The sequence below is a fragment of the Sphingomonas sp. BL-S-28 genome, from assembly GCF_055521515.1.
Window position 1 is genome coordinate 679,627 of the sequence record NZ_CM145484.1, and the last position, 13,144, is coordinate 692,770.

A 13,144-nucleotide genomic window follows, 5' to 3' on the forward strand; every position below is an offset into this window, starting at 1 on the left:
TCATAATTCGTGCTTTCGAGTAGGAATTGCATTTCCGGGTTGGAAGGGCGTCTCAGGCCTGATTGCCTGACCGCGCTCTATCTCGCTGACGCTCAACCGAGCCGCCTGCGGCGTCTCGTCGGCATAGCCGTAACGATCGCATGACGCGTTCCGTCCCGCCTTGAGCGGGCCGGGCGGAACGCTGTCCGCGTCCCGTCAGCGGTCTCCGCGCCTTTGGCGCGTCGGCGTGTGCCTCGGCTCCAGGGTGACGGGGGGCGTCACGGCCCCTTAGCCCCGCCATGGCGAGCCGCAACCTGGGCGATGCCCAGGTCCTCCATTTCATTTCGGCCTTTCGGGTGCACCCCGCCATTTCAGGCGAGGCTTTTGGTCCGCTCCTGCCGCCCCCCGCCACCCCGGCGCCGGTCAATGGCGGTTGAGGAAAGGAACAGGAGAAATGGAAAGGACCAATCGTCAGAGCCTCTATGGAGAGGTCACGTCTCGCATCATTGCCGAGCTTGAAGAGGGCAGGCTGCCTTGGGTGCAGCCTTGGGATAGTGCGCGGTGTCCATGCTTGATGCCGCACAATGCGGTTTCCGGAAGAGTGTACTCGGGGATCAACATTCTGATCCTGTGGTGCGAGGCGGTGGAACGCCGCTTCGCGTCACAGCGCTGGCTGACCTACAAGCAGGCCCTGGCCGCAGGCGGTCATGTCCGGCGCGGCGAGAAGGGCACGGTCATCTGTTATGCAGATCGCTTCACCCCAAAGGCCGAGACCGAGCAGGCGCGGTGCGAGGATCGCGAGGCGCGGACGGTTGCTTTCCTGAAGCGCTTTGTCGTGTTCAACCTTGATCAGATCGAAGGGCTACCGGAGCAGTATGCGGAGGAACCGGCGGTGCCCGATCCGGTCATGGCGATTGCCGAGGTGGATCGGCTGATTGCCGCTACCGGGGCTGACTTCCGGATCGGCGGCGACGAGGCGTATTATTCACCCAAGCAGGACTATGTGCAGGTGCCCCCTCAGGCGGTTTTCCATGAGCCGGTGAACTGGTTCCGGACGGCCCTTCATGAACTTGGTCACTGGGCTGGCGGCAGGGCGCGTTTGAACCGCGATCAGACCGGCAAGTACGGTTCGGCATCGTACGCCAAGGAAGAGCTGATTGCCGAAATGACGTCGGCCTTTGCCTGTGCATCGCTCGGCATCCAGCCCACGGTGCGGCACAGCGATTACATCGGTTCATGGCTCGAAGTGCTGCGCGCCGACGAGAAGGCGATCTTCCGGGCGGCCAGCGCTGCCAGCAAGGCAGCCGATTACCTCCTCGCCTTCGGGGAGGAAGCAGCATGAGGTGGTATCTCTATCGGCTGGAGCAGCGCATCCACGAGGCGTTCCTGCGTAATGCTTTCCCCGAGTACGAGCAGCCCGAACTGCGACGATTGGCGCGCGCGATCTACTCGCTTCCGTACCTGCCCAATCGGGCCTTCTGCCTCTGGCGGTTCGAAGGTCTTCGCTATGAGCAGATCGCCGAGCAGATGGGCATCAGTGTTCGCCGGGTGGAGAAAGAGCTTGGCTGCGCAATGGGCATGATCGTGCGCTCGCGGGATCGGCAAGAGCGCAAGGGCTGGTAAGGAACCGGGGCGCGTCCGCTGCAGCGGACGCGCCCCGGCCCTGTTTGCGGGCGCGAGGAGTGTTCAGGTTTGCGGCGGGAAATCGTCGACGAGGTACGAGATGGGACTATTCATCCATTCGGTCACGGCGCTCTCGCGCCAACCGCAGCAGCGCTCGGCGATGCGAACCTGCCTTGGGAACGTCCCGGACTGGATCTTGCGGTAGAGGGTCGCGCGGGAAAGGCCCGTGCGTTCGAGAACGATATTCAGGCGCAGAAAACGATCATGGGGCATTATGGTCATGTGGCGTGTCCTCCGATTTCATGAGGTGGACTGGCCGGCCATGAGCAAGATTGGGGCAACGCGAGCGGGGCGCAAGTACCTGAAAATGTAGGGGGGCACGAAGTGTACCCTAAGTGTACTCTAAGGGGCGCTATGTGCACCCAATCGACACCAAAAAGAGTCTCACCGCCGGAGGCGCGCGACCGGTGGCCGCGTCCCAAGCCGTCTCAAAGCACGGGTTGGGAGCGAATCACTGTCCTCGCAGGCACGCGAATCGCGCCAGAACTCAGCGGCGATCACGCCGCTTTGCTTAGCGGAATCTCAGCGCCACAGTGGTGTAATCAGGATTTCGCCGCCCGCTGCCGCTGTCGCGACCGTGTGTGGCCGGTCACCTGGCAAACATGCGCCAGCAGCGCGGCAACCAGCGCCCGAACCTCGTCGGGAGTGAAGCCGCCATCGTCGGGATGCTGGCCGTCCATCAGGTTGCGACGGTTCCATTTCCAGTAGGGCGCCAGCACTTGCATCAGTCTTGCCGTCTCCGCGCAATCGTAGCCGAACGCGGTGACGTTGGCGTAGGCCAGCGACCGGTCGACATGCAGGCTGACGTACCGCGCGCACCAACTGTCCGGAAAGCCCACATCGAGCAGATGCGAGGACAGTGCGAGTTGCGCGACGATGCCGGTCGAATAGAGAAAGTCCGGCCAGTCGAACGGCGCTTCGGGAGACAGCATGGCCGCGAACTGTTCGGCCCGTTTGTAACGGTCACGGCTGAGGCTGCGGCCCTGCTTGGTGCGCAGCAACCGCACCGGTTCGGCATCGTAGATTTTCCAGAGCGCGGCGAGCGCGGAATTCTCATCGGGCAAGGAGTTGAGCGCCGCAGAGTCAGCGGCGATTTCATCGGGTGAAGCAGCAGGAACTTGAACGTCCATTGGCACCTCCGGTCCGCATCAAGGCGGGTTGGCGGAAGGCTTCGGGACAACTTGCGGACCAGTCCCGAACTCCCGCACGCTAACGCGCGGGAGCCGCCGGAGCTGGTAACATGTCAGTAACATGCGCCGCCGCCTTTAACCCGAAGGCTTGGACATACGCGACGGCACCCCGGAAAACCGAGTTTTCCGAGCTGGATTTACTGACGGGATTACCAGTCCCGGCGCTGCCCTTTGCGCAGCGCCTTGGCAGGATAACAGACGGGAATCCTTACGCCAAGGCCGTGCAAAACGAGGGTGAGCGCCGCCCGCTCAGCCCTCAATCGAACGGTTTCGCCGTTCGTCTTCGGCGGCAGCATCGTCGGCGAAGGCCCGCACGCCGCGCCGCCGCCACAGCGTCAGCGCCTGCTCGCGATCTTCGCCGCGCAATCTGGCCGCCGCCTCGACGAGCAGACCGAGGATCACCGCGCGGTCATCCCCGGTCAGCTCGACCAGTTCGGCTTTGACGACGAGCCCGCCGAGCTCAATGAGCTGGCGGGTGCGTTCGCGCCGCTTCACTTGCCACGCGCGGGCATCATGCCGCGCCCGGCTCGCCAAGTGGCAATTGCGCGCTGCCTGGCTCCGCCGCAGCGCTGCGCGGCTCGCTGCCAGTTCCTGCGCGAGCCCCTTTGCCGTTCCCTGAAAAGAACGCGGCGCCGCGCCCCTGCCACGCCTCCCTTCTGGCCGCGTCCGTCGTGGTCGCAGCATCAAGCAGGGCACCCGCCAGCATCTCGGCGGAAAGGGCATCGGCTCCTGTCGCGTTCACCAGTTCTCCGAGCTGGCTGGTCTTGCGCGTTTTAAGTTGCCGCGCCTTGTCGGTAAGCACTTTGAGTTCGGCGTCATAGTCACGCGGTTTGCGCATCGTCCGTCCTTTCTTTGATCGAGGCGGACGGTTCAGCTATCGGGAGTCTCAGCGCCGAACAATAGCGTGAAATGTTCTGGGAGTTCGCGTTCCCGAGTGCGATGAAATCGTTCGAGGGCGCGCTTATACGTCGTGCCGACGTGCTGCTTGAAGTGTAAATGGATGGCCGTCATGGCGATCTACCACTTCTCGGCCAAAGTCATTTCGCGCGCTACCGGCTCCTCGGCGGTGGCCGCCGCCGCCTATCGCTCCGCCTCGCGGCTGCACGATGAGCGGCTGGGGCGCGATCACGACTTTTCGAACAAGGCCGGTGTCGTCCACTCGGAGATCCTGCTCCCCGAGAACGCGCCCGAGGAGTGGCACAACCGAGAGCGCCTGTGGAACGATGTCGAGGCGGCCGAGAAGCGCAAGGACGCGCAGCTCTGCCGTGAGGCCGAGTTCGCCATTCCCCGCGAGCTCGATCAGGCCGAAGGCATTCGCTTGGCGCGCGATTTCGTAAGCCGTGAATTCGTGGCACGCGGCATGGTCGCCGATCTCAATGTACATTGGGATATCGGCGAGGACGGACAGCCCAAGCCGCATGCCCATGTGATGCTCGGCATGCGCGAAGTGACCGAGCAAGGTTTCGGTCCCAAGGTGCGCGACTGGAACCGGACTGAACTGCTCACCCATTGGCGCGAGGCCTGGGCGACCCACGTCAACCAGCGATTGGCCGAACTCGATATCGATGCGCGGATCGATCACCGCTCGCTGGAAGCCCAGGGCATCGAGCTGGAGCCGCAGCACAAGATCGGTCCCGCTGCCTCGCGGATGGCGGGACAGGGGCTGGAGAGCGAGCGGCTCGAGGAGCATCACGCGATTGCCCGCGCCAACGGCGAGAAGATCCTCGCCAATCCAGGAATCGCGCTCGATGCCATCACCCGCCAACAGGCGACCTTCACCACCCGCGACCTCGCCAAGTTCGTGCACCGGCACAGCGACGGCAAGGAGCAGTTCGATCAGGTCTTGGGGGCGGTAAGATCCTCGCCCGAGTTGATCGCACTGGGCAAGGATGGGCGCAGCGAGGACCGCTTCACCTCGCGCTCGATGATCGAGACCGAGAAGCGGCTTGAGAAAGCCACCGCCAAGCTCGATGCGGAGCGGCGGCATGGCGTCAGTCGGGCCATGCAGGAAAAGGCATTGGCGCGGGCCGAGGCGAGGAGCCTTTTTCTCTCGGGGGAGCAGCGCGGCGCGTTGGAGCATGTGACCAATAGCAGGGGCCTCTCTTCGGTGATCGGCTATGCCGGCACCGGCAAGAGCGCGATGCTCGGCGTTGCCCATGATGCCTGGCACTCGGCGGGTTACGAAGTGCGCGGTGCGGCGCTGTCCGGGATCGCCGCCGAAAACCTGGAAAGCGGCTCGGGGATTGCAAGCCGCACGATCGCCAGCATGGAGCGGCAATGGGCGCAGGATCGCGAGCTGCTGACCGACCGCTCGGTACTCGTCATCGACGAGGCCGGGATGGTCGGCACCCGGCAGATGGAGCGGGTGCTTTCCGAGGCCGAGAAGCGCGGCGCCAAGGTCGTGCTGGTCGGCGATCCCGAGCAGTTGCAGGCGATCGAGGCCGGTGCCGCGTTTCGCAGCATTGCCGAGCGCCATGGCAGCGTCGAGATCATGCAGGTGCGCCGGCAGAGCGAGGAGTGGCAGCGGGAGGCCACACGCGATTTGGCCACCGGGCGGACCGGCGAGGCGGTGCTAGCCTATGAGGAAGCCGGGCATGTCCATGTCGCGCCGACCCGTGAAGCCGCGCGGGAGGCGCTGGTCGGGCAGTGGGATCGCGATCGGCAGCTCGATCCTCAGGTCAGCCGGATTATCCTCACCCACACCAATGACGAAGTGGGCGAGTTGAATACGGCGGCGCGCGGAAAGATGCGCGAGGCGAGAGAACTGGGTGAGGATGTGGCGCTCAAGGTCGAGCGGGGTGAGCGCGCCTTTGCCGTGGGCGACCGCGTCATGTTCTTCCGCAACGAGCGCAGCATGGGGGTTAAGAACGGATCGCTCGGCACCCTGCGCAGCGTTTCGCCCTTCAGCATGGCGGTCATGCTCGATGATGGCCGCTCTGTGGCCTTCGACCTCAAAGACTATGCCGATGTGGATCACGGCTATGCCGCAACGATCCACAAGGCGCAGGGCATGACGGTGGACCGGGTGCAGGTGCTCGCGACGCCGGGGCTCGATCGGCACGGTGCCTATGTGGCGCTGTCACGCCACCGCGCCCAGGTCGATCTCCACTATGGGAAAGATGACTTTGCCGACCGCTCCAAGCTGGTGCGGGCGCTGAGCCGGGATCGTTCGAAGGATATGGCATCCGATTATGGTCCTGCCTTCGAATTGAAGCGCGAGCCGCAAGCTGAGGTCGTCATCAAGCGCGATCCCTTTGCCGGGCTCAGGCTCAAGGCACCGACAATTGCCGCGCCGCCGAAGCCGCTCGAGGTGGCGGTGCAGCGCTATGGGCGCGCAGCGCAGGATATCCTGCGCATGCAGGCGATGGGGCTCAATCCCATCGGCATACAGAACCAGGCGATGGAGCGGGCGGCGAGCGATCTCGACCAGGTGCGCGACCATGGCGCGCGTGATCTCCATGCGGCGATCCGCAAGGACCCCGATCTCGCCGATGAGGCGGGCAAGGGCCAGACCAAGCGCGCGATCCAGGCGATGATGGCCGAGCGAGAAATTCGGATTGACGGCGACTTGCGTGCCGACCGGTTCGTCAACGAGTTCCAGACCCAAACACGGCTACTTATGCGCATGCGGAAGATCGGCGACGAACTCGGCGAGGAGCGGGTGGAAGCGCGAATCGATCAGCTCGCCAAGAGCCTCCACCGCGACCCCGAACTCGAGTCGCGGCTCCGAAACAGGGCTCGCGAACTGGGGTTGAAACCATCCGGGAAAGAAACGGTGTCGCACCAGATCCGGGAATGGCTCGACCGCTCGCGCGACCGTGGGCTTGGGATAAGCTGATCGGATGAGCGAAATCCACACCCCCCACGAGCTTGATCCTGCCGCTGCGTTCGAGGCCATGGGCCATCGCCTGGCAGGACTTACCGCCGCCATCGACGGCCTCGCCATCAAATTTCAGGAGATGCATGCCCGCGATTACAGTCCCGAACTGGCGAAGATCGAAGAGCGCTTCGAGGCCGTGCGCGGCGTAGTCGAGAAGCTCAACCATCATCCCGCCATGGCCCTGACGCCCGACAAGATCGCCGGGCAAATCAAGGAGGCAGGCAGGGAGGGGCGTCTGGCCGATCAGCAGGCGTGGGAGCGGGCAAGGCGCGATCTTTGCGTCGCCGTTACGTCTATCGACAGCGTCGCCACTAAGGCGCGCGCAGGGCAGAAGCAGAAAAAGCGGGACACTGTCGTTGCTGGTGTAATGCTCGTAGTTGGGCTCTTCCTGGGAGGCGTAGGTCGGGACACCATTCCCTGGATGGGGCCCGTGAGGTGGCATTGGCCGGAAGATCGGGCGGCGGCGATCTTGGGGCGCGATAAATGGGCCGCCGGTGAGCGGCTTTTAGAGGTGGCCGACCTTGAGAGGTGGCAGAAGGTGAACGCAGCCATCGGGTGGGTTGAGGGCCCCAGCACAGAAACCGGAAAGTCTGCTGACGGAAAGGCGGATTGCAAAAAACGCAGTCCGTTGCAGGGCCGTCGTCGTCACGCGTCGCAATAACTGAAGCTGAGTCGATTTGGCTCAATCGGCCAATTTTCTGACGTGGCAGAGTTACTGGATGCGACGGGTTACGAACTACTACCCCATTCCTCACGGAAGCAAAGGGTGCCAGGGACGTTCCAAATCTGTTCTCAAAAAACCCTTAGGCCAGACTTCGGATAACCATGAAAACCGTCGATTAGCGTTACAACGTCCCTGCCATCATGTGCTGAAGGGGAACCATCCGAACATAGCACGCATCGCGCCGCATACCCCGCCACCTTGTTGAACCGGCGCTCGGCTGGAACCATTCAACTTTATGATCGCCGCCGCGCGAAATGGCGCTTGCACAAATCGAATCAATGAGCTTGTGGGAATCTCTGGATAATCATGCCACCTATTGGACAAAGCCCTTAGAAAATTTTGCATGGGCGAACAGGTTTAATTAAGGCCTTCGCACCTCTTCAAACGCGAGTTATGATGAACAGCTCCACGACGATCGTTCCTGTCGTTCTGTCCGGCGGATCCGGTACTCGACTCTGGCCCGTATCGAGGCCTGAACGCCCTAAGCAGTTGCTTCCGCTGACGGCAAAGGAAACCATGCTCCAACTGACCGTAGGACGCACCGCCAGTTACACCTGCGGAGCTGTAAAGCGGCCGATACTAGTCGCTAATGCCGCGCATGCCGACATCATAGACGGGCAACTCGGCGCCTCCGCCGTCGAAGACTATCTTTTAGTGTTGGAGCCCGTTGGCCGCAATACGGCGCCCGCCATCGCCTTAGCTGCGCTGGAAGCGGATCCCGGCGATGCGCTGCTGGTTATGCCGAGCGACCATATTATTGCCGACCTCACCGCCTTCCACGCTGCGATCACTCGCGCGCTGCCGCTGGTGGCCGAAGGCTGGCTCGTTACGTTCGGCATCACGCCGGACAGCGCCGAAACAGGATACGGCTACATCAAGATGGGCGCGACTTGCGCCGATCTGGTGCATAAGGTCGCCCGCTTCGTCGAGAAGCCTGATGCTGCCCGCGCTGCTGAAATGCTCGCGGAGGGAAACCACGCCTGGAACGCCGGCATCTTCCTGTTCCGTGCTGACACCTATCTGGGGGCGCTCGCCAGGCATCAGCCCGAAATGCTGAACGCCGTCCGCGCTTCGTTGGCGGGAGCGGAGCGGAACGGTAAGCGCGTCTCCCCTGATGTCCGGGCCTTTGGGGACTGCCCTTCGGAATCGGTAGACTATGCTATTATGGAGCATGAAGACCGGGTTGCTTGCGTGCCTGTAGACATGGGCTGGTCGGACGTCGGCAGTTGGGATTCACTGCATGCTGTCAGTGACAAGGATGCCGACGGCAATGCGGTTCGCGGAAAGGCCCTCGCGCTTGGCGCGTCCAACTGTCTCGTACATACGGACGGCCCGCGCGTTACGCTGGTTGATATCGACGATTTGATTGTGGTCGTCTCGCAGGGTGAGGTTATGATTATGCGCCGAGGAGAATCTCAGAAAGTCCGCTCTGTGACAGAAGCGCTTAAGAACAGGGATCTGCAGCTTTCGGAATGAGCCTCCACTGACTTCGATAGTCGAGGATCGCAAACGATCGTTCTGTCGCCAAAGCGGTCCATCCGAAAGTTCGACGAAGCCGCTGAAATGTGGGAGCTTTGATTTCGAGGCGCATGCGCCGGCAATGGCGTTTCCCTCTGCCTGGAAAAACGTATCGCTAGAATTGGCCCCGGCCCTCAAAATCGCGCAGAACCCTAGTCACTTAGAAAAAAGCTTGAGGCCGTCCATAATAAACAATTCGGGTGCCTCTGTGTATGACTAAATGCAGAATTTCGCTCAACTCGCTGATTCTGGTGATGCATTTGCCTCCCCAAGCGTCGATAAAATGGCTCTTGCTGATTCTTTCCAGTCGGTACTCGGCGGCGTCACGACGATCCGTCCTGTTTGGACATCGCTGATCCAAGTCCCTATGCATTCGGCAAGTTGTTCCGGTTTGGCATCAGCGGGGAAATAGCGGACGCCAAGGTCCTTGTGTTGATGGAAGATCGGCAAGTCGCGCGCCAGCACGGGCTTCCGATGGCCAAGTGCCTCGATTAGCGGCAAACCAAAGCCTTCCGCGTGCGAGGCGATGATCATCCCTTGGCAAGCCTGGTAAATTCGCTCCAATTCGCTGTCTCCGACATCGTCGAACCACAGAAGCTTACCACCAAATTCGGCATGGCCAAGGATGCGCGTGCGCAGGTCAGCCACGTGCCAGCCCATTCGCCCCACCAGAACCAGACGCTCTTCACTTCCCTGTCGCCACAATTCGCTGAACGCCGCGAGAATATCAGAATGACCTTTTCGTGGTTCGAGCGTCCCAACCATCAGGGTGTAGGTATGCGTCATGTCGAAGCGCGCGGGCTCTGGAGTATCTTCGCTTTCCCCATAAGCGATAGATTCCCTTATATTGTGGCCCATCGGCACAACGAGTGTTCGATATACTCCAGGCAAGTTGAATCCTGCCTTTAGCGTGCATTCAAGCTCTTGCTTCGTCTGTTGTGAAACGCACAGGAAGCCATCGGCAATTCCGGCGATAACCTCAAGCCAAGCCTTGAAGCGGATCACGTTGTTCGCAGAAAACCATTCTGGTCGTTGTACCGGCAAGAGATCGTGGATTAAGAACCACAATGCGCCTCCGTCCTGACGGAAGCGAGCAAGTTGCCGGCGGTGCCTTCGCACGGCGTCAAGCGAGAAGTCTAATCCCAGAAAGACGTCGCCGGGCCGAGCTGTGATCTCTCCGCTCTTTTGTGCAATAGCTTCCGGCCAAGATATGATATGGTATGCGGTTCGGCGGAACGCTGAAACGAACTGCACGTCCCATTCGTCCGACGCCTGCTCGATTAATGCCAATGCCAGTGCACGCACCACGCGCTGGATACCGGTTCCTGCATCGTCCTTGCTGATTACAGCCAAGTCTATGTAAAGCCGGCGAGGCACCTTTGGTGTCTCGCCGGCATTCAGCTTTGCACGAATGGGTCGACCACGTTGCCGCTGGACGCGCCAAGCGCGAATTCCGCGGCCTGACAGCGCCTGATCGATCCGATACGGCAACAGATCGATAAATGGACGCAAGGCGATACCGCTCATGTTGAACTCCGCGCTTACTGCGCGATTACGGCAGCGGTCGTCGCTACGGGTAGGACGGTCGAGAAGACTGCATTCAGGAATTTCTGGAAATCAGCCAACGGCGCATTGGAAACGTAAAGCACATCCTTATTGCGGATTGGAAAGCTCTGCGCGATAAAAAAGGTTGAAGGTGCCTTCATATCAATACGATAGATCACCGGCACCTTGCCGTCCGGGGTGAGCTTTGCCGTTGCGCGATCTGCAGGAGAAAGAGCTGCAGGATCCTCCAATCGGAAAATGAACACGCCCTTCACGTCAGCGCGAGAGTCTTGGAGACCTGCGACCCGGCCCATAGCCTGTGCAAGAGTCAGCCCGGTGGCCTCGAACGGCAGTTCTTCATTTCTGCCGACAGCGCCAAGGGCTGTGAAACTGAAGGGTTGGAACAGCACTGTCATGACATCGTCAGGTTCCAGGCGGACGTTCTGCCGGGGGTCGCGGATCACCGTTTCCAGTGGTAATGATGCCACTTTCGTGTCGCGGGTGATTTGGATGGTCATCTTACCCACAGGTTGCTTCACGCCGCCCGCGGCGGCAAGGACATCGAGAACCCGCTCCCCCCGCGCCGAGAGCGGGATTCGTGCGCTGACAGCGACATCCCCTACGACGGTTACATTGGCTGCGGCGTTCCGAACCAAGCGAACAATAGCTTGGGGTTGGTGGGCCTTTCCAACCAGCCGAGCCGCAATGTCCTTAGCGATTTGCTGCGGAGTCCGTCCTGCCGCCTGAATTCGTCCCACAAACGGCACCACAATTTGGCCGTCACTATCCACCATCTGTTCCGGCAGCGTGGTTCCGCGGGAAATCGTACCGGAAGACGATTGCGAAGACGATTGCGAAGACGGTTGCGAGGCAATTTGCGCCCCTCCTCCCGCTACGCCGAATAGTGCGGCCGGCGGGGCTTCCCAAATCGCGACGTCAAGCACATCTCCCTTACCGACTACTGAGCCCGTTGGTCTGCCCTCGCCAAGGCTTTCAGAGAACAGTGCTTGCCGGTTGCTGGCCAAAATATCGCGTGCGACGGCATCTGTGACGTCGATCACCTTGATGTCAGACCCAGCGATTGATTGGTCGGTTGCTCGGCTAACGCTGCGCGTTGATGGTCCGGAAGCCGGCACGACCGCACAGGCGGAAAGGGACAGGGCAAAACCTGCAGTAGCCATGAGGCGGCCCGAAATGGTGGATACGTTAATCATGACTTCTGCCCAATTTTTGCAAACTTTGTAGTAAGCCGGCGAGCGGGCTCGGACCTATGCCGCAAGCGCAAGCGCGGATCAAGGCAGCTTCCGATGACATGGGGGCATATCGCTAGGCTTGCGGAACTGTCCACACTGGACGGGAATAATTCTGGAGGCTAGGTGGCTTGCGCTTGCACTTGCTCACAGTTGGCGCGGCATCCTGATGCGGGTTGAGGTATTATGCATGTGTATGCGCTTGCCTAAATAGAAAGTGCGAATCGTGCATATAGTACCTGGCATCCTTGGCCAAAAATGCGGAATAAAGAAATAGTTTATGACTGACATAAAGAAATTTCGACCCTTGCTTTTGGTTACGGTTGTCATTCCAACTTTATTGGCTGTGCTGTATTTCGGAATTTTTGCTTCCGATGTTTATATTTCCGAATCTAGATTTATCGTCCGCAGTCCGGATAAGCCGGCGACCACTGGTTTAGGCGTCCTGCTTAAGAGTACCGGTTTCGCAAACGCCGGGGACGAAATTTACGCAGCACACGATTTTGTTCTTTCCCGTGATGCGCTCCAGGCGCTGAACCGGAAGGGCGCCTTCGTGCGCGCGTACACAGCCCCGTCTGTTTCGTTCTTCGATCGTTTTGCGCCCGCTGGGATACGGAATACCTTCGAGGATCTGTACAAGTATTATGGGAACAAAGTAGAGGTCCAGCAGGACACAACTTCGTCGATTGTCACGCTGACTGTTCGAGCCTACACACCCCAGGACGCGCAGCGCTTCAACGAGCAATTGCTGGAAATGGCTGAAGCGACAGTCAATAAGCTCAATGAACGCGGGCGGCAGGACTTAATCCATTTTGCGGAACGTGAGGTCGCCGATGCGAAGAGCAAGTCGCAAACTGCAGCGCTAGCGCTTTCGGCTTACCGTAACGAGGCAGGGGTCCTTGACCCGGAGAAGCAGGCCACGGTTCAGATCCAGATGGTCTCCAAACTTCAAGACGAATTGATTGCCACTCGTACGCAGTTGCGTGAACTCCGAGCATTCGCGCCCCAAAACCCTCAAGTCGATGTCCTGCAGACGCGTGCCGATGGCATCGCCTCGGAGATAAATGAGCAACTTGGAGTTGTTGCTGGAGGCAGCAAATCACTTTCTACCCGGGCAGCTCGTTACCAACGTCTATGGCTGGAGAGCCAGTTCGCCGATAAGCAACTCGCCAGTTCAATGGCCTCCCTTGAGGACGCTCGCAATGAGGCTCGTCGGAAGCAAGCCTATGTCGAACGGATTGTCCAGCCAAACGAACCTGACGATGCGCTTGAGCCGCGCCGACTCCGCGGCATCTTCTCGACGTTCATCTTGGGACTTGCGGCGTGGGGCATCATCAGCATGTTGCTTGCGGGAATGCTTGAGCATCGGGATTAG

General features: G+C 60.6%; 12 protein-coding genes. 6 read left to right on the top strand and 6 right to left on the bottom strand.

All coding sequences use genetic code 11. The features are described 5' to 3' along the window. Window positions 1-433: 433 nt before the first annotated feature. Together ACZ1JC_RS12060 and ACZ1JC_RS12065 are read left to right on the top strand one after the other, a co-directional pair. Window positions 434-1,321, top strand: a complete 888-nt coding sequence (locus ACZ1JC_RS12060; protein ID WP_465136636.1) for an ArdC family protein — start codon at window positions 434-436, stop codon at window positions 1,319-1,321. Beyond that, a complete protein-coding gene (locus tag ACZ1JC_RS12065; protein ID WP_465136635.1) occupies window positions 1,318-1,602 on the top strand; it encodes a sigma factor-like helix-turn-helix DNA-binding protein in 285 nt (94 codons plus the stop codon). The genes ACZ1JC_RS12060 and ACZ1JC_RS12065 overlap by 4 nt, the downstream gene beginning before the upstream one ends. Before the next feature lie 63 nt (window positions 1,603-1,665). Here the strand turns inward: ACZ1JC_RS12065 and ACZ1JC_RS12070 are convergent, their stop codons facing one another. From ACZ1JC_RS12070 to ACZ1JC_RS12085, 4 genes are all read right to left on the bottom strand, one after another. Next, on the bottom strand, window positions 1,666-1,884 hold the full coding sequence (locus ACZ1JC_RS12070; RefSeq protein WP_465136634.1) for a helix-turn-helix transcriptional regulator: 219 nt from the start codon (window positions 1,882-1,884) through the stop codon (window positions 1,666-1,668). A 320-nt stretch (window positions 1,885-2,204) separates the two neighbouring features. After that, window positions 2,205-2,792 (bottom strand): hypothetical protein, encoded by a 588-nt coding sequence (locus ACZ1JC_RS12075; RefSeq protein WP_465136633.1) that lies wholly within the window; start codon window positions 2,790-2,792, stop codon window positions 2,205-2,207. A gap of 309 nt (window positions 2,793-3,101) precedes the next feature. Then, window positions 3,102-3,347 carry a conjugal transfer protein TraD gene (locus ACZ1JC_RS12080; protein WP_465136632.1) on the bottom strand — a complete coding sequence of 82 codons (246 nt, stop codon included), beginning with the start codon at window positions 3,345-3,347 and terminating at the stop codon, window positions 3,102-3,104. Window positions 3,348-3,363: 16 nt separating this feature from the next. Further along, window positions 3,364-3,690 (bottom strand): conjugal transfer protein TraD, encoded by a 327-nt coding sequence (locus ACZ1JC_RS12085; RefSeq protein ID WP_465136631.1) that lies wholly within the window; start codon window positions 3,688-3,690, stop codon window positions 3,364-3,366. 171 nt (window positions 3,691-3,861) lie between these two features. On the opposite strand from ACZ1JC_RS12085, the gene traA reads away from it, so the two are divergent. The 3 genes from traA to ACZ1JC_RS12100 all read left to right on the top strand — a co-directional run bounded on the left by traA (window position 3,862) and on the right by ACZ1JC_RS12100 (window position 8,932). Continuing rightward, a complete protein-coding gene (gene traA / locus ACZ1JC_RS12090) occupies window positions 3,862-6,690 on the top strand; it encodes a Ti-type conjugative transfer relaxase TraA (protein WP_465138613.1) in 2,829 nt (942 codons plus the stop codon). A gap of 4 nt (window positions 6,691-6,694) precedes the next feature. Continuing rightward, window positions 6,695-7,393: a DUF6118 family protein gene (locus ACZ1JC_RS12095; protein ID WP_465136630.1), complete on the top strand. Its 699-nt coding sequence runs from the start codon at window positions 6,695-6,697 to the stop codon at window positions 7,391-7,393. A 459-nt stretch (window positions 7,394-7,852) separates the two neighbouring features. Further along, window positions 7,853-8,932 carry a mannose-1-phosphate guanylyltransferase/mannose-6-phosphate isomerase gene (locus ACZ1JC_RS12100; protein WP_465138612.1) on the top strand — a complete coding sequence of 360 codons (1,080 nt, stop codon included), beginning with the start codon at window positions 7,853-7,855 and terminating at the stop codon, window positions 8,930-8,932. Between the two features lie 276 nt (window positions 8,933-9,208). Here the strand turns inward: ACZ1JC_RS12100 and ACZ1JC_RS12105 are convergent, their stop codons facing one another. Both ACZ1JC_RS12105 and ACZ1JC_RS12110 read right to left on the bottom strand, forming a co-directional pair. Then, window positions 9,209-10,501 carry a glycosyltransferase family 4 protein gene (locus tag ACZ1JC_RS12105; protein WP_465136629.1) on the bottom strand — a complete coding sequence of 431 codons (1,293 nt, stop codon included), beginning with the start codon at window positions 10,499-10,501 and terminating at the stop codon, window positions 9,209-9,211. Window positions 10,502-10,515: 14 nt separating this feature from the next. Beyond that, window positions 10,516-11,733, bottom strand: a complete 1,218-nt coding sequence (locus ACZ1JC_RS12110) for a polysaccharide biosynthesis/export family protein (RefSeq protein WP_465136628.1) — start codon at window positions 11,731-11,733, stop codon at window positions 10,516-10,518. A gap of 316 nt (window positions 11,734-12,049) precedes the next feature. Here ACZ1JC_RS12110 and ACZ1JC_RS12115 point away from each other — a divergent pair, with 316 nt between their 5' ends. Then, on the top strand, window positions 12,050-13,144 hold the full coding sequence (locus ACZ1JC_RS12115) for a KpsE/RkpR family capsule polysaccharide export protein (RefSeq protein ID WP_465136627.1): 1,095 nt from the start codon (window positions 12,050-12,052) through the stop codon (window positions 13,142-13,144).